A 16,230-nucleotide genomic window follows, 5' to 3' on the forward strand; every position below is an offset into this window, starting at 1 on the left:
GACAATTCTCTGTATGCAAGGCAATGCATTACTTTAAGTCTTTTGAATACCTTTACAAAATGGAATTGATACAAAAAATTGGGCATCGTGGGGCCAAAGGTCATCTAGCTGAAAACACCCTGGAGAGTATTGCCAAAGCTTTGGAATTTGGAGTGGATTCTGTGGAAATAGATGTACACCGCTGCCTATCCGGGGAACTGGTTGTAATCCATGACTTCACCCTGGATCGCACTACGAACGGAAGCGGAGATGTGGATCAAAAATCACTTTCAGAATTAAAATCTTTTCTTGTTGAAGAAAAGTATAGGATCCCTCTACTTACTGAAGTTCTTGATCTTATTGTTGGAAAATGCAAAATTAATATTGAGCTGAAGGGCTCCAACACAGCAACAGCTACCTGTGAAATTATTAAAGCAAGTGTTGACAATGGCAACTGGAAATACAGCGACGTCATTGTTTCCAGTTTTCAGCAGAAGGAACTTTTAAGAGTGTTTGAAATAAATCCTGAAGTTCCTATCGGGATCTTAAGCAAAGCAAGTATTTCTGAAGCAATTGAACTGGGTATTAAATTGAAAGCAAAAGCCATACATCCTTCTATTGGAATTATTAGCCGCAGCAAAGTGCTAGAATGCCAGGAAAAAGGTTTTGATGTAAATGTTTGGACGGTGAATGAACATAAGGCTATTTCCCGAATGAAAAAATTTGGAGTAACAGGAATAATTTCCGATTATCCTGACTGGCTTTGATGTAAGGAGAAGAAAGAGAAAAGGAAACAGAGAAGAGAAAAAAGAAAATAGAGTAGAGAGAAGAGAGAAGCGAATGTGGATGCAGGTTTTTATTGAACTGAAGAGTTTTGTAGAATTTGCTTCTTCTGCTGAAGAAAAATTTAATTAGATTCTCATAAATTCCGAAGAACTTCCATGGCGAAACAATGAAGGGATACGATATTATCATAATTGGAGGTGGGGCTGCGGGTTTTTTTGCGGCGATAAATGCTGCCGAATTTAAGCCCGGTGCGAGTATCCTAATCCTTGAACGGGGGAAAGAAGTTCTTACCAAAGTACGCATCTCGGGAGGAGGGCGGTGCAACGTTACTCATGCCGAATTTCTTCCGGCAGAGTTGATAAAAAATTATCCGCGGGGAGAGAAAGAACTGCGCGGTCCGTTCCATACTTTTATGACAGGGGATACGATCGCTTGGTTCGAGGAGCGGGGAATAGAATTAAAAATTGAAGAAGACGGGAGAATGTTTCCGGTTTCCGATTCTTCAGAAACTATAATTGATTGTTTCCTTTCAGAAGTTAGAAGACACGGAATAAGGGTTAAGACAAATCAACCTGTGCAGGACATTCAGAAATCGGGAGATAACTGGGTAATTTCTATGGGTAAGGAAAGTTATTTTTCAGAAAAAATCCTAATAGCAACGGGAAGCAATCCAAAGATTTGGAAGATGCTCGAAAAGTTGGGTCATACAATTACTGCTGCTGTTCCATCCCTTTTTACTTTTAATATTCGGGACGAAAGAATAAAGGATCTTCCGGGGATTTCCACTTTTGCAGATGTAAAGGTCGAAGGTGAAAAACTGGAAAGCAGCGGCCCCTTATTGATCACACATTGGGGAATGAGCGGTCCTGCAATTTTAAAACTTTCAGCCTGGGGAGCACGAGAACTCCATAATTTGAATTACAGCTTTAAGATCATTGTCAACTGGCTTCCTGCCTATTCTTCTGAAGCAATTCTGGAGAAACTTAAAGACCTGAAATTTGAACATGCAAAACAACAGATATCCAAATATTCCCAATTTGAACTTCCGAAGAGACTTTGGCAAAACCTCGTAAGAGCTGCAGGAATTAATGAAACCGAAATTTGGGCAGACCTGAATAAGAATCAGCTACAGAGTTTGAGTTTTCAACTTTGCGATTCCCGGTTTCAGGTAAATGGCAAAAGCACTTTTAAAGAGGAATTCGTAACTGCCGGAGGGGTAAATTTGGAAGAGGTTAATTTTAAAACTTTTGAGAGTAAGCTTCAGAAAGATCTATATTTTGCAGGCGAGGTATTAAATATTGATGCTATAACAGGAGGATTTAATTTTCAAAATGCCTGGACCGGAGCCTTTTTAGCGGCAAAAGCTATGACAGAATAACTTTTTAGTAAGTATCAATTCAATCTCCAAATCTCGAAATTAAGTACAGCAGCAAAGAGCACCCACACTGCGTACGGCATTAGCAGGTAAGCAGCCCTGTCACTTACAATTTTGAACCATTTGATTGTGATAAGAAGCACAATAAAAAGCGCCACAATGTCTATTAGTGCCCAAAGCGGTTGCTTTAAACCGAAAAAAAGCAGCGACCAGCCTGCATTTAGCAAGAGCTGAAATCCAAAGTGATACAGAGCCGTTTGCACCCATTTGTGATAAAAACCTTTGCTCCAAACGATCCCTGCAGCAATTCCCATTAAAATATACATTAACGCCCATACTAGGTCCAAATATCCAGTTGGGTGGATTAAAACTGGGCTTTTCTAATGTTGTATACCAATCGCCTATACCCACCTGGGTCGCCAGGGAGGCCATAAAGCCTACGAACAGGCAAATTCCTAAGGCCACAGAAACTCTTATGACAATCCTTGATGACATTCGGGTTGGTTTTATAATTCTAAAATAGCATTTTAATTTGAAAAGCAGTTTCCGGCACTGAAAAGTAAAACGGTATATTTGTTAAAAAATTCCGCAGTATGGAAACAGAAGATTTCATTTTCACATCTCAGGCTAAGGAAATTTCCCCGGGAAGTGTCACCTGGCAGTCGCCAAGCAACATTGCGCTTGTAAAATACTGGGGCAAGAAAAAAAAACAAATTCCCGCAAATCCGTCAATTAGTTTTACCCTCGATTCCTGCAGAACTACCACTACTTTAGAGTTTACAAAAAAAGAGACTCCCGGTACTGATTACGATTTTGAACTTTATTTTGAAGGGAAGAAAAAGGAAGATTTTAAACCAAAGGTCGAAATCTTCTTTAAAAGGATTGAAGATTACTGTCCATACCTAAAAAATTTCCAGCTGGTGATAAGAACCGAAAATTCTTTTCCCCACAGTAGCGGAATTGCTTCCTCTGCCAGCGGAATGAGCGCTCTGGCCCTCACCGTGATGAGTCTTGAAAAAGAATTAAATCCCGATATTACTGAAGATTTTTTTCAGAAAAAAGCCTCCTTCCTTGCCCGGCTGGGATCGGGGAGTGCCTGCAGGAGTATAGAAGGCCCGCTGGTGGTATGGGGAGAACATTCTGCCGTTGATAATAGCAATGATCTCTTTGGAACTCTTTATCCTCACAAGGTACACAAGGTGTTTGAGAATTATCAGGACACTATTCTATTGGTTGACAAAGGATCAAAGCTTAGTGAGCAGTACCCTGGGACACAATTTGATGCACGACCATCCGTATGCAAAAGCCAGGTTCATGCAGGCTCATGATAATCTTGAAAGACTGGTAAAGATTTTAGAAAAGGGAGATTTACAAGGCTTTATGGAAATAGTGGAAAGTGAGGCTTTAAGCCTCCACGCAATGATGATGAGCAGCAATCCTTACTTCATCCTAATGAAACCAAATACCCTGGAGATCATTAACGCGATATGGCATTTTAGGAAAGAAACTCACCTCCCGGTTTGTTTTACACTTGATGCAGGAGCCAATGTTCACGTACTGTACCCGGAAAAAGACCGGGAACTAATTTTAGAATTCATTAAGGATGAGTTAGTTGTGTATTGTGAAAAGGAACAGTATCTTTGCGACGCTATTGGAATGGGCGCAAAAATGTTGTAGCTTTACTAAGTTTGATCCCGCCCCTGAAACTGCAGCACTTAATTCTATAAAACTGATGAAAGGACCATTATTTTATTCTAAGATTCTTCTTTTTGGAGAATATGGAATTATTAAAGATTCCAAAGGTTTATCAATTCCTTATAATTTTTACAACGGTGCTTTAAAAGTGGATGAAAATCCAGATGAAGCTGCGCAAAAATCAAATCAAAGTCTTCAGCGCTTTGCTGCTTATCTTGAAGATCTTCAAAAAAAGAATCCGGAGCTGGTCTCTTTTGATCTGGAATCACTCAATAGCGATATTGCCAAAGGCATGTATTTTGACTCCAGCATTCCACAGGGATATGGCGTGGGAAGCAGTGGAGCTTTAGTAGCAGCAATTTATGATGAATACGCCCAGGATAAAATTACAGTTCTTGAAAATCTTACAAGGGATAAACTGTTAAAGCTGAAAAAGATCTTTGGGGAAATGGAATCTTTTTTTCACGGAAAATCTTCGGGCCTTGATCCTCTTAACAGTTACCTAAGCATTCCAATCCTTATCAATTCAAAAGATAATATTGAACCTGCAGGCATACCTTCCCAAACTGAAAATGGGAAAGGAGCAGTATTCCTTCTTGACAGCGGCACGATTGGAGAAACCGCACCAATGGTACAGATCTTTATGGAAAATATGCAGCAGGAACCTTTTAGAAAAATGCTGAAAGAGCAGTTTGTAAAGCATACTGATGCCTGTGTAGATGATTTCCTGAAGGGTGATGTAAAATCCCTGTTCGGCAATATTAAAAAACTTTCCCACGTCGTCCTCGACAACTTTAAGCCAATGATTCCCGCACAATTTCACAATTTGTGGAAGAATGGTATTGAGACTAATGAATATTATCTCAAACTCTGCGGCTCAGGAGGAGGAGGATATATCCTGGGGTTTACAGAGGATATTGACAAAGCCCGGCTGGCACTGAAAGATTACAGGTTAGAAGTAGTGTACAACTTCTAGATCCTTATTCTACATGGCGGCAGCTAGAAACAAACGTTTGATGCTCAAAATGCTGAGTTTGTTTTCAGTTGTGAGAGGTTACAATATCCTGGTCTTAATAGTTGCACAGTACCTTACCTCTGCTTTTATTCTTGCTCCGGAATTACCGCTGCGACGGGTATTATTTGATGATAATTTATTTTTCCTTATTCTGTCCTCTGCCACTGTAATTGCATCCGGCTACATCGTCAATAACTTTTACGACAGCGAAAAAGACCTTATTAACAGGCCCAGAAAAACTATGCTGGACAGGTTTATTAGCCAGCGCACAAAGCTATCAGTATATTTTCTTCTGAATTTCGCAGCCATTTTCTTTGCGAGTTACGTTTCTTTTAGAGCGGTGGTTTTCTTTTCTATTTACATTTTTGCTATTTGGGTTTATTCCTATAGATTAAAAAGGGTCCTCTTTTTGGGTAATCTGGTAGCAAGTATACTTACAATTACTCCCTTCTTTGTGATTTTTGTCTATTACAGGAATTTTGAAACCGTAATTTTTATTCACGCTACCTTCCTGTACCTGATGATAGTAATGAGGGAACTGGTAAAAGATCTGGAAAATTTAAAAGGAGATCTTATCCAGAATTATAAAACTATACCTGGTCGTGTACGGGGAAAAACTCAGCAAATTCTTCCTCTCCATACTCACTGTGGTAGCTGTTATTCCTATCCTGCTGCTAATTACCAGGTTTGACATTGGTTTAATGGATTATTACTTTTATGTATCTCTGGTTATGCTTCTCTTTTTTCTACTGTTTCTATATTTCAGCAATGCCAAATGGCAATATCTCCTGCTTCACAATATTCTAAAGTTTATAATAGTGGCCGGGGTACTAAGCATCCTCCTCATTGATCCTTCTGAGGTGTGGAACAGAGTGTTTTAAAGTTCAATAATTCAAAGTTTAAAATTGCAGGTTCAAAAATTTTGTTCGTTCTATGTACTCTGTACTTTTTCTTATTAAATAGAGTGACTTTGGTAATAAAGAAATGTTTGATTTGAGGACAAAATAACTCCCATATTCCATCTTCTTTTTCCCTGTCTTGGCTCTTGACTCTTGTTTCTTGATTCAAGACTCTAATTTCTCTGAACCAATCTTTTTCCATTAATTCTCAATGTTCTAATTATCCAGTATCTTTGCAAAAAAGATAAGGTATGAGCAGACAAGATAATTCTTCAGGAGGAAAAACCTATAGCGGAAGACAAGGTGGTGGGGAAAGGAAAAAATCTCCTTCAACTCGTGGAAATTCCCCGGTACGAAGTGAGTCATCTTCAGACTTTAATAAAAAGGGATCAACCCGTCGGAATTCTTCTCCGGCCACTAAATCAGATGCAAAACCTGCTGTTAAAAAAGACAACGGAATCCGTTTAAATAAATATTTATCGAATTCCGGAGTTTGCTCACGCCGAGATGCAGACATTTATATAGCGGCCGGAAATGTGACCGTCAATGGTAAACCTATTACTGAAATGGGTTACAAAGTTCAACCAGGCGATGAGGTGAAATTTGACGGGCAGAAGCTTAATCCAGAAAAACCCGAATATATTTTACTTAATAAACCCCGCGGATTTTATACTACCGGAAGTACAGAAAAAGGTTCAAAAACAGTAATGGACCTTATTTCTAATGCAACAAAGTCTAAAGTGGTACCCGTAGGAAAATTGGATAGACAGGCAAGTGGTTTATTGCTATTTACCAATGATGGTACGCTGGAGAAACAACTGGGAAAACCAAAAAATGGAATTAGACAGATCTACCATGTTGAATTAACCAAACCTGTTTCCCCGGAGGACCTTGATAAAATAAGAGATGGTGTTACTTTGGAAGATGGAAAAGTAAAGGTCCAGGACGTAAGTTTTATTGATGGCCGCCCTAAAAATGAAGTTGGAATTGAGACAAACAGTGTTAAGCAGCACGTGGTACAAAGGCTGTTCAAAAGTCTTGGATACGAAGTTGAAAAGCTGGACAGAGTGGTATTTGGCGGACTCACTAAAAAGGATCTTCCAAGAGGGAACTGGAGAGTACTTACTAAACAGGAACTCATCAACATAAAAATGTTATAATCTGCACATTAGATTTAAAATAATTCTACAATTTGTTATACTTTTGCTTGTAATAGTACTTAAAAAACAGATTAGGATTACTATTTAAATAAGAATTTCAGTAACGATTTTTCAGAATCCTACGCGGTTGACAAAACTGATTTTATTTTCTAATGCAGCTTTAGCTGCACCCGGGTCCGGCAAAAATGTTTCAAAACCCTATGCCCGCCTATCCTTCTATTTACCCGAACTTTTTATCTTAACAATAATTTACCAGTCATTATTTTTGACGCTTTAAATTAATACCTAATTTTTCACCCTTAACAAGATATAATCTAAAGAATTGAATACTAAATACAGCGATTTAATAGACCAAACATATTATTTTCCTCAGGAAGAATTTAAACTGGAGAACAACGAATTACAATTCCACAATATCGATTTGATGGAGTTAGTTGAAAAATATGGTGCCCCCTTAAAATTTACATATCTTCCTAAAATTTCTCAGAATATAAGTCGGGCAAAAGCCTGGTTTAAAAATGCAATTGAAAAACATAATTATAAAGGAACTTATAATTATTGTTACTGCACAAAAAGCTCTCATTTTGAACACGTTCTTAATGAAGCGCTTAAGAATGATATTCATATTGAAACATCTGCAGCTTTTGATATTAATATCGTAAAAGCCTTAAAAGAATCTGGAAAAATAACCGATGAGACTTACGTGATCTGTAACGGATTCAAACGTGACGTTTATGTAAGCAATATTGCAGACCTTCTTAATAGCGGTCATAAGAACTGCATACCAATTATTGATAATTATGAAGAAGTTGACCTTCTTTCTGAAGCTATTGAAGGCAATTACAAAATAGGAATTAGGATCGCCTCTGAGGAAGAACCAAAATTTGAATTTTATACCTCAAGATTAGGTATTGGTTACAAGAACATTGTTCCTTTTTATAACAAAAAAGTAAAGGATAATGAGCAGGTAGAATTAAAAATGCTCCACTTCTTTATTAATACGGTATTCGGGATACTGCTTACTACTGGAACGAACTTAATAAGTGTCTCCAGGTATATATAGACCTGAAGAAGGTTTGTCCCAGCCTTGACAGTTTAAATATAGGCGGAGGTTTTCCAATAAAAAATTCACTTCATTTTGATTATGACTACCAGTACATGGTAGAGGAAATAATAAACCAGATTAAACTCGCTTGTGAAGAAGCTGAAGTAGAAGTTCCACACATTTTTACTGAATTTGGATCCTTTACAGTTGGTGAAAGCGGTGGAGCGATTTATGAAATTCTTTACCAGAAACAACAGAATGACCGTGAAAAGTGGAATATGATCAATTCATCCTTTATCACCACTTTACCGGACACCTGGGCAATAAGTAAAAAATTCCTCATGCTGGCGGTTAACCGCTGGAATGATGAATATGAAAGGGTTTTGCTGGGAGGACTTACCTGCGACAGTGATGACTATTATAATTCTGAACAGCACACGAACGCCATTTACCTTCCAAAGTACAGGAGAGACAGACCGCTTTATATTGGCTTTTTTAATACAGGTGCTTACCAGGAAACCATTGGAGGATTTGGAGGTTTACAACATTGCCTAATCCCACAACCAAAGCACATATTAATAGATAAGGATGCTGATGGTAACATTACCACAGAGCTTTTCCGCGAGCAGCAAACATCAAAGGAGCTGTTGAGCATCCTTGGATACAGCGAAGCCAATTAATTGAAAAAAAATTATAACTTTAACGATAACACTAATTTTTTCCAATCTAAAACTATTAAAATCAAGCAATGAGCAAAAAGAATTACGCCGGGATACCAGACAAGTATGCACGCATAGACGAGGCAAAAGTGGTATTGATTCCGGTTCCTTATGATGGAACCAGTTCCTGGCAAAAAGGTGCAGATAAAGGTCCTGATGCTTTTCTAGAAGCTTCAGAGAATATGGAGCTTTACGATATCGAAACCCGCTCTGAGGTTTATAAAAAAGGTATCTACCTCGCCCCGGCAGTAACTGAAAATTCTTCTCCGGAAAAGATGGTGGAGGTGGTTCATAAGACTACCAAAAACTACATAAAACAGGAAAAGTTTGTAACTGTATTTGGTGGTGAACATTCTGTTTCTATAGGTACTATACGTGCTTTTAATGAATCTTTTGAAGATCTAACAGTTGTTCAAATTGATGCTCATGCTGATTTAAGGCCGGAATATGAAGGTTCTAAATGCAACCACGCCTGCGCTATTTACGAAGCAAGTAAAACCACCAACCTCATTCAGGTAGGAATACGATCAATGGATGTTTCTGAAGTTGATAATATGGATGAAAATCAGGTTTATTTTGCTCACAATTTGTATGAAGACTGGATGGATGACGCGATTGGCCAAATGACGCCCAATGTATTTATTACTATAGATCTGGACGCGTTTGATCCTTCCATTATGCCATCTACAGGAACTCCGGAACCAGGAGGATTGTTCTGGTATGAAACCCTGGAATTCCTGAAATTAATGTTCAAAAAGAAAAATGTAGTAGGATTTGACATTGTTGAACTTTGTCCAAATGAAAATGAAAGATCATCAGATTTTCTTGCTGCAAAACTGTACTATAAAATGTTGAGCTATAAGTTCAAATATTTAAATCATAATCCAGACGAAGACGAAGATGAGTAAAGGAGAAATTTCCAATTTTTTAGAAAAATATTATAAACACTTTAATGCCGCTGCTCTTGTAGATGCAGCCAAAGGTTACGAAAAACAATTGCAGGACGGTAACAAAATGCTGGTTACCCTTGCAGGCGCGATGAGTACTGCAGAGATAGGAAAGATCTTTGCCGAAATGATCCGTCAGGACAAGGTACAATTCATTTCCTGTACAGGTGCAAACCTTGAGGAGGACGTAATGAACCTGGTGGCGCACACCCACTACGAAAGATTACCACATTACCGTGACCTTACGGCGCAGGATGAGTGGGATCTTCTGGAAAGAGGACTAAACCGGGTAACCGATACTGCTATTCCCGAAGAAGAGGCCTTTAGAAGGATTCAAAAGCACATCGTGAAGATTTGGAAAGATGCTGAAGCTAAAGGTGAAAGATACTTTCCACACGAATTCATGTACAAACTCCTACTCTCCGGGGTTATGGAGGAGCACTATGAAATCGATCTAAAGGATTCCTGGGTTTATGCTGCAGCCGAAAAGAACTTACCTATTGTAGTTCCCGGTTGGGAAGACAGTACTATGGGAAATATTTTTGCTTCCTATGTAATGAAAGGAGAATTAAAAGCCAGCACAATGAAATCTGGAATTGAATATATGGGATATCTGGCGGACTGGTATACCAAAAATTCTGATACCGGAGTAGGTTTCTTCCAGATTGGTGGAGGAATTGCAGGAGATTTCCCCATATGCGTGGTGCCAATGCTCTACCAGGATATGGAAATGACTGATACTCCTTTCTGGAGTTATTTCTGTCAGATTTCAGATTCCACTACAAGTTATGGTTCTTATTCAGGAGCTGTTCCAAATGAAAAGATCACCTGGGGCAAGCTAGATAAGGATACCCCGAAATTCGTAATAGAAAGTGATGCTACTATTGTTGCGCCACTAATATTTGCTTACCTCCTTGATATGTAATTTGAAAAAACATTCTAAAAAAAGGGCTGCAACAACAACAGCCCTTTTTAATTTTCCTAATTTTGCTCACTACAAAGGACTACCAAATTACATTTCATGAGCAATTGGCTTATTTATAGCATAGGGTTTTTTGCCCAGTTTTTTTTTGCAGCCAGATTAATTACCCAATGGATCCTTTCAGAAAAAGCAAAGAAAGTTGAAACTCCCACTGCATTCTGGAAATTCAGCTTACTAGCGGCAATCCTCATGTTTGTTTATGGTTATTTAAGACAGGATCTTGCAATCATGCTCGGCCAGGTTTTTATTTACACCGTCTATATTAGAAATTTACAGCTACAGGACCAATGGTCAGGTTCCAATAGGTTGTTGCGGGTCATATATATAGGCGCTCCTCTGGTTATTGCCTCCTACCTTATTTTTATTTCAGAAGTACGCCTGAGTCAGCTAATTAACCAGGAAACTATTTCGCCTTTTTTGCTGGTATTTGGTATTATTGGTCAGGTTATATTTAATGGAAGATTCTTTTATCAGTGGATTTATTCAGAAAAAAATAAAGCCTCTTCCCTCCCTCGTGGATTCTGGATAATCAGTCTTATTGGGGCGAGCCTCATTCTTACTTACGGCATTCTACGGAAGGACCCGGTTTTGATCGCATCCCACTGCTTTGGAGGATTTGTCTATTTCCGAAATTTGTATTTGCTAAAGAATGAAGACACTATGGAAAGTGTAAGTTAATCCACCGCACTTAAAGTTGCTCTTCGATTTTCCTGATAAACTTCTGATATAAAATATCCTATTACGACAATATATTCCAGTGCTACCAGCCAGAGGTTTTCCCGGTACCCGGGGTTGGAATAAGCATAATAGCTCAAAACAACTAGTAAGGACCACACCATAACAAATTTGAAACGGGTAAAGATACTTAGCAGCAAGGGTGTGGCAACATACCAGGGATGAACGGTGGTTGAGAGAAAAAAGTAAATACTAACGCCAAACAGCAACGTGCTTAAAAGCTGTTGTTTAGAAGAATTTTTTCTGAAGAAGGATAGACCCAGCAGAATAACCACAACCAATACAAGCAGTACTTTTCCTAGCGTTCCTATCGTATTATATCCTTTTAGCTCAAAACCAATCCACCTCAGCACGTAATAAAAACTTGCATTGAACTCAAATTGCTGAAACCATAACCCAATACTGGAGCTAAAATTTGACAGGAATTCTGCAGATAAAAAAGGTATAAAACCTGCTATAACAACTCCAATTATAAGTAGGTAATACAATATTAATTTTTTCACCCCTAAGTTATTTTCTGTTTTATTTCTTCGGAAGAAATAGCCAAAAAACAACGGTAGAAGCATTATCGGAAGCAATTTTACTAAAACTGAAAGTGCAAATGCCATCGCACTTAGGAGCCACTTATAAGTGAAAAGCAAATAAAAAGACATCACAAGGAAGAACAGCATAATTCCCTCAAAATGTAAATTTCCGGTTAGTTCAATTATCACAAAGGGATTAAGAATAAACCAAAAGATCCTGTGTACAACAGCTGCATCTTTTCAAGGATCTTTTTTCCGAAGTATAAAATTCCAAAATCGGCAGCAATAATGACGACCCTCATTACGATTATAGATCCTATTATGCTTTTGCCTCCAATGATTGCTGATAAAGCAAATATTAGCTGATGAAGTGGCGGGTAATTGGTGTAATTCCCGGCATTGAGTTCTCCCATTCCTCGGTATAGTTCTTTCGCCTGTGAGACAGGTGCTTCTCCTGCGGTAATAAATTCTGCAGGGACTGAGAGAAAAGGATTAAAACCATTGAGCAACATTCTCCCGTCCCAAATGAACCTGTAGAAATCCTGCGAGAGATTGGGGATGCTTCCAATGAAAATAAATCTGAAGATTAATGCCACTCCCGCAAGAAACCAGAAACTATTCTTCTTCAGCTGGATTAATTTCCAGCTCAAAAAGAACAATCCGGCATAGAGAGAAACGAGTTTTAGAAAGTCGCCCCGATCAAGATCATAAGCAAAAGACCAATAAAAAAGAAACGCTGAAATAGTGAGTAATAGCGGTATCCTGTTCAACTGAAGAAATTTTTTCATTGAGCTATAGACCTTTTCCTGATACTACCTTAATCGACAATCTGCATTTTCTTCAGCAAAAATGAGGCATTCATATTTTGACAGACTCCGTTCTTAAACCTGTAATCAAAGTTGAGTTCATCATTAATAATTTCAGCATCGAAATAGTAATTTTTAACCTGTGGCAATTCCTCAGCCACCTCACAGAGGCTAAGATCGTGCGTGGCAATTATTCCGGTTGACTGGGAGCCTACCAGCTTTTGGATAAATTTGCGGCTCCCTATAGCCTTGTCTGTACTGTTTGTACCTTTCAGGATCTCATCGAGAATGATAAAATATTTATCGGTTTTAATTTCGCCTACTATATACTGCAGGCGTTTAAGTTCAGAAAAGAAGTAGGATTCATCATCACTTAAAGAATCTGTGGTTCTCATACTGGTAATAAGCTTGATTGGGCTGTAATCACAGGAACTCGCACAAACAGGGAGGCCCATATTTGCCATTACTATTTGCAGGGAAACTGTACGTAAAAATGTGCTTTTTCCCGCCATATTGGCTCCGGTGATAATAAAGAAATTTTCCTTCTTTATTTCAAAATCATTCGCAATCCGCTTTTTGGGATCCAGCAAAGGGTGAGCAAGATCTTTAGCTTTTACCGTATGCACTTCGTGTACAAGTACAGGATAGGTGTAATCCTGATGGTTAAAAGCAAAATTCCCCAGGCTGTTATAAGCATCAAAGAATTCAATTACCTCAAACCAGTTCTCCACGTGATGCCTGTTCTTTACAATCCATTTTTCCAGCCTGTAGGATTGCTGAAGATCCCACAGTAAAAATCCGTTGAGGAATACCCCTAGCAGAAAGTTATTTCGTTGCTCCAGGGAATCAATGGAACGGGAGAATTTCTTGAAAATTTTTGAAGCTTTCCCTTCAACTTCGGTAATAGGTCGTATTTTTTCAAGCAAAACTTCCGAAGAAAATTTGGTGTTCTCCAACAAGTCCAACAATTGATGGTATTGATGAAAAGTATCCTGCACTTTATTTACACTTTCAGAGAGAAGATTGACCTTTTTTATAAAAATACCTGTGATCATCAACCCCACCAAGAACCAAAGAAAAAGTTGCATTCCTGTGACAAATCCAATTATATAACCCGTAATTACCAGCAGAGAAATTATGCTAAAAACGATTGGCACCCACTTCATCATTTGTGGAACGAAAGGTTTATAGGTAAGAAACCATCTTAGTACCTGGCGTGAGTTAGTTTCTGTTCTCACTAATTTTGCAACAGCAGTAAACTCCTGCCTCCACTTTCCCATTGAAGAGAGCTCTTTTATTGCCTCCTGCTTTTCAAGAATTTCGTCTATTGAATTTTCAGTTAACAAATCTGCCAACCTATCTGTTCCCTCCTTTAATGCTGTGCGGTTTAAATATTGAAAAAAAGAACCCTTCCCAAAAAGATCAATATCCTGACTGTAGGGATGCAGCGGATCCTCATATTCCTTACCTGTTGGCAGATCGTGGAAGTCCCGGCCAAGAACCCTTAACTCCAGCTCATTTAATTTTACCAGTTCCTGGATCTTATCTCTCTCATACTTAAGGTCTGTATGACGGGAAACAAGGAACAGGAAAATTCCAATTCCCACAAAAGCAATAAGGGCAACTATTCTCGTTTCCCCAAAAAAATAATAAATTCCGTAAGCAACGAGAAGAAAAACCAGAAGCCGCAATGTGCTTGCAATATTGAGTTGCCTGTTCGCTTTTTGTAAATGTTGTTCCTGAAGATCTTTTTCAGAAGTATAAAAATTATTTGCTGTCATTAATCGAATTCAAATATTATAAGCTTTCAAGCTCCTCCCGAACCTTTTTCGGAAGTCCCTTTACCACCAATCGATAAGAATGGTCTATAAGCTCAAAGATAAGCGAATTGGGTAAACTACCCTCCACGACCACTGTATTCCAATGCTTCTTGTTCATATGATAACCCGGCAGAATAGCCTCAGGATTTTCTGCCCGAAGATCTACAGCTTTCTCGGGATCACACTTGAGATTCACCCGCAACGGTACCTCATCAAGACCCGCACTTGCAAACATTTTTCCCATGACTTTTAAAACTAAAGTATCAGGACCAAAAGGAAGTTCTTCGGTTACTCCTTTTTTCTCGAGGCAGTAGTTTCTGAAAATTTCTATGTTCATACGAAGGAATAAAACGGCAGGTTTTAAAGTATGGAAATTAGGTGTTTAATAATTTCTTTCAAGTTTATCAGGATTTTGTCTGGTGTCGAAAATATCCAGAATTTCTACCTGATCCTTGGTCTGATTAATTACATAAATAATCTTATAATTACTTACTACGAGATAATGAAAATTTCGTTCCGAAATTAAAAGAAGTTTCTCTACCTGACCAATTCCCGGTTGGCTTTGCAACACCAAAGTATTTTGAATAATTTTATTAACCAACTTCCTTGCTAATGAAGTACCTGCTGCCTCATTGTAATAGAGAAAAATTTTGCGGAGCTCATTTTTCGCAAAATTAGTCCATACAATTTTCATCTCCATTTCTCTATTTCCAGCAACAAATCATTAACCTCAGTAACCTGCCCGGCGTGTGAATCTTCAAGAGATTTTCCTATTCTCTCTCTTAGTTCTTCAATAGACATTGGTTTAAGTTCCTGGTTAATTTTCAACTTTTCCTTCAACAATAATTCTTCAAATCTGGAAATCGATTCTTCGCTTTCCAGCCTAAAGAATTCCTGAACAAAGGATATTTTTCGAGCTTTTAAGTCCATTTTAATCAATTTTAATTAAATGTACGACTTCCTTTTAAGTTTGTTGACAATGTCTTCTGTAAAACAATTCGACTATTAAAATTGCATATCATAACAGAGGAATGAATTGATATAAATCTTTGGTTTCTTTATAAGGCTGGATGAATTAGAGACTTTTTAATGCAGCTTCGGCTGATCCTTTACATCTGTAGTAAGAGCAGTGTAATCCAGCTTCCAGCCAATAGTCTCTACAATTTTTTCAATGAGCAGGATGGTTGTAAGAGCTTCATTCCTCGCTTTTTCAATGAGTCCGCTTTGTGGGACCTTATCTACGATATGTTTCTTAGCATCCCGGTTAATATCAGTAAGATCTGAAGTTGTAAAAGGATTGGCCCAGCCTTCTCTCTTGTCGTAATATTTAAAATCGGTTTCCACAGTAAGCAGTTCGGGCTGCGGGAAATTAGTCAGGATGATCTTTTTCGCTTCATTGTCACTTTCCATTCTGATTTTGCTAAGATCAAAACCTATATGTGCTTTAGCATTAATAAGAACAATGGCCTTCTTCTTTCCCAGAATAAGGCTCATATACTTCTCCTTCAGATTTTCGTAATGGTAGATTTCAGAAAAATCTCCTTCTACAGTAATGAATTTACATACACTGCGGATCTTGTCCATCAGGATAACAGATTGCTCATCGGCACGTTCTTTACTGCGATACTTGTTAAACCTCGCAAATATGAAATATGCCACAATAGCCCCCGCGCCAAGACCAATAAAAAGTAACTCCATATATCAAATATAAAAAAAGCTTTAAAGGGCAGCTGCCTCTCCCGC

The 16,230-nt window shown here is 38.3% G+C and carries 14 protein-coding genes and 4 pseudogenes; 10 read left to right on the top strand and 8 right to left on the bottom strand.

Features of this window, described 5'->3' with window-relative positions; translation table 11 throughout:
* Positions 1-59: 59 nt before the first annotated feature.
* Both LZ575_RS13005 and LZ575_RS13010 read left to right on the top strand, forming a co-directional pair.
* Entirely contained in the window at positions 60-746 is a 687-nt protein-coding gene (locus LZ575_RS13005; protein WP_235324961.1) for a glycerophosphodiester phosphodiesterase family protein, read from the top strand.
* 185 nt (positions 747-931) lie between these two features.
* Positions 932-2,143 carry an NAD(P)/FAD-dependent oxidoreductase gene (locus tag LZ575_RS13010; protein ID WP_235324962.1) on the top strand — a complete coding sequence of 404 codons (1,212 nt, stop codon included), beginning with the start codon at positions 932-934 and terminating at the stop codon, positions 2,141-2,143.
* Between the two features lie 14 nt (positions 2,144-2,157).
* Here LZ575_RS13010 and LZ575_RS13015 read toward each other — a convergent pair.
* Positions 2,158-2,635 (bottom strand): annotated as a pseudogene (locus tag LZ575_RS13015) (TspO/MBR family protein).
* 98 nt (positions 2,636-2,733) lie between these two features.
* Between LZ575_RS13015 and LZ575_RS13020 the strand changes: the two are divergent.
* The 8 genes and pseudogenes from LZ575_RS13020 to LZ575_RS13055 all read left to right on the top strand — a co-directional run bounded on the left by LZ575_RS13020 (position 2,734) and on the right by LZ575_RS13055 (position 11,280).
* Positions 2,734-3,817: pseudogene (locus LZ575_RS13020) on the top strand (diphosphomevalonate/mevalonate 3,5-bisphosphate decarboxylase family protein).
* Between the two features lie 55 nt (positions 3,818-3,872).
* Positions 3,873-4,811 carry a mevalonate kinase gene (locus LZ575_RS13025; protein WP_235330730.1) on the top strand — a complete coding sequence of 313 codons (939 nt, stop codon included), beginning with the start codon at positions 3,873-3,875 and terminating at the stop codon, positions 4,809-4,811.
* A gap of 13 nt (positions 4,812-4,824) precedes the next feature.
* Positions 4,825-5,731 (top strand): annotated as a pseudogene (locus tag LZ575_RS13030) (geranylgeranylglycerol-phosphate geranylgeranyltransferase).
* A gap of 269 nt (positions 5,732-6,000) precedes the next feature.
* Positions 6,001-6,909: a pseudouridine synthase gene (locus tag LZ575_RS13035; protein ID WP_235324963.1), complete on the top strand. Its 909-nt coding sequence runs from the start codon at positions 6,001-6,003 to the stop codon at positions 6,907-6,909.
* Positions 6,910-7,231: 322 nt separating this feature from the next.
* Positions 7,232-8,634: pseudogene (locus LZ575_RS13040) on the top strand (arginine decarboxylase).
* A gap of 68 nt (positions 8,635-8,702) precedes the next feature.
* A complete protein-coding gene (speB, locus tag LZ575_RS13045) occupies positions 8,703-9,581 on the top strand; it encodes an agmatinase (RefSeq protein ID WP_235324964.1) in 879 nt (292 codons plus the stop codon).
* Positions 9,574-10,545 (top strand): deoxyhypusine synthase family protein, encoded by a 972-nt coding sequence (locus LZ575_RS13050; protein ID WP_235324965.1) that lies wholly within the window; start codon positions 9,574-9,576, stop codon positions 10,543-10,545. Before speB ends, LZ575_RS13050 begins: the two co-directional genes overlap by 8 nt.
* Before the next feature lie 96 nt (positions 10,546-10,641).
* Positions 10,642-11,280, top strand: a complete 639-nt coding sequence (locus tag LZ575_RS13055) for a lipid-A-disaccharide synthase N-terminal domain-containing protein (RefSeq protein ID WP_235324966.1) — start codon at positions 10,642-10,644, stop codon at positions 11,278-11,280.
* On the opposite strand, the gene LZ575_RS23730 is transcribed toward LZ575_RS13055, so the two are convergent.
* The 7 genes from LZ575_RS23730 to LZ575_RS13085 all read right to left on the bottom strand — a co-directional run bounded on the left by LZ575_RS23730 (position 11,277) and on the right by LZ575_RS13085 (position 16,185).
* The gene (locus LZ575_RS23730; RefSeq protein ID WP_311195776.1) at positions 11,277-11,840 is read right to left on the bottom strand and encodes a hypothetical protein; all 564 of its coding nucleotides are present in this window, start codon (positions 11,838-11,840) and stop codon (positions 11,277-11,279) included. The genes LZ575_RS13055 and LZ575_RS23730 overlap by 4 nt on opposite strands.
* A 206-nt stretch (positions 11,841-12,046) precedes the next feature.
* Positions 12,047-12,649, bottom strand: coding sequence for a hypothetical protein (locus LZ575_RS23735; RefSeq protein ID WP_311195777.1), 603 nt, complete (start codon positions 12,647-12,649; stop codon positions 12,047-12,049).
* A 29-nt stretch (positions 12,650-12,678) separates the two neighbouring features.
* Positions 12,679-14,448: a MutS-related protein gene (locus LZ575_RS13065; protein ID WP_235324967.1), complete on the bottom strand. Its 1,770-nt coding sequence runs from the start codon at positions 14,446-14,448 to the stop codon at positions 12,679-12,681.
* A gap of 16 nt (positions 14,449-14,464) precedes the next feature.
* Complete coding sequence (locus LZ575_RS13070) at positions 14,465-14,824, bottom strand: MmcQ/YjbR family DNA-binding protein (protein WP_235324968.1); 360 nt, start codon at positions 14,822-14,824, stop codon at positions 14,465-14,467.
* Between the two features lie 45 nt (positions 14,825-14,869).
* On the bottom strand, positions 14,870-15,187 hold the full coding sequence (locus LZ575_RS13075) for a type II toxin-antitoxin system RelE/ParE family toxin (protein WP_235324969.1): 318 nt from the start codon (positions 15,185-15,187) through the stop codon (positions 14,870-14,872).
* Entirely contained in the window at positions 15,178-15,417 is a 240-nt protein-coding gene (locus LZ575_RS13080) for a hypothetical protein (protein ID WP_235324970.1), read from the bottom strand. The genes LZ575_RS13075 and LZ575_RS13080 overlap by 10 nt, the downstream gene beginning before the upstream one ends.
* Before the next feature lie 156 nt (positions 15,418-15,573).
* Positions 15,574-16,185: a DUF4230 domain-containing protein gene (locus LZ575_RS13085; RefSeq protein WP_235324971.1), complete on the bottom strand. Its 612-nt coding sequence runs from the start codon at positions 16,183-16,185 to the stop codon at positions 15,574-15,576.
* Positions 16,186-16,230: the final 45 nt, after the last annotated feature.

The sequence above is a fragment of the Antarcticibacterium sp. 1MA-6-2 genome (assembly GCF_021535135.1).
GTDB lineage: Bacteria > Bacteroidota > Bacteroidia > Flavobacteriales > Flavobacteriaceae > Gillisia.

What these genes read in the sequence shown, in the direction of transcription:
- LZ575_RS13005 (WP_235324961.1), top strand. Translation starts at nt 60, where the DNA reads ATGGAATTGATACAAAAAATTGGGCATCGTGGGGCCAAAGGTCATCTA.
- LZ575_RS13070 (WP_235324968.1), bottom strand. Translation starts at nt 14,824, where the DNA reads ATGAACATAGAAATTTTCAGAAACTACTGCCTCGAGAAAAAAGGAGTA.
- LZ575_RS13080 (WP_235324970.1), bottom strand. Translation starts at nt 15,417, where the DNA reads ATGGACTTAAAAGCTCGAAAAATATCCTTTGTTCAGGAATTCTTTAGG.
- LZ575_RS13065 (WP_235324967.1), bottom strand. Translation starts at nt 14,448, where the DNA reads ATGACAGCAAATAATTTTTATACTTCTGAAAAAGATCTTCAGGAACAA.
- LZ575_RS13050 (WP_235324965.1), top strand. Translation starts at nt 9,574, where the DNA reads ATGAGTAAAGGAGAAATTTCCAATTTTTTAGAAAAATATTATAAACAC.
- LZ575_RS13075 (WP_235324969.1), bottom strand. Translation starts at nt 15,187, where the DNA reads ATGGAGATGAAAATTGTATGGACTAATTTTGCGAAAAATGAGCTCCGC.
- speB (WP_235324964.1), top strand. Translation starts at nt 8,703, where the DNA reads ATGAGCAAAAAGAATTACGCCGGGATACCAGACAAGTATGCACGCATA.
- LZ575_RS13025 (WP_235330730.1), top strand. Translation starts at nt 3,873, where the DNA reads ATGAAAGGACCATTATTTTATTCTAAGATTCTTCTTTTTGGAGAATAT.
- LZ575_RS13085 (WP_235324971.1), bottom strand. Translation starts at nt 16,185, where the DNA reads ATGGAGTTACTTTTTATTGGTCTTGGCGCGGGGGCTATTGTGGCATAT.
- LZ575_RS13010 (WP_235324962.1), top strand. Translation starts at nt 932, where the DNA reads ATGAAGGGATACGATATTATCATAATTGGAGGTGGGGCTGCGGGTTTT.
- LZ575_RS13055 (WP_235324966.1), top strand. Translation starts at nt 10,642, where the DNA reads ATGAGCAATTGGCTTATTTATAGCATAGGGTTTTTTGCCCAGTTTTTT.
- LZ575_RS13035 (WP_235324963.1), top strand. Translation starts at nt 6,001, where the DNA reads ATGAGCAGACAAGATAATTCTTCAGGAGGAAAAACCTATAGCGGAAGA.
- LZ575_RS23735 (WP_311195777.1), bottom strand. Translation starts at nt 12,649, where the DNA reads ATGAAAAAATTTCTTCAGTTGAACAGGATACCGCTATTACTCACTATT.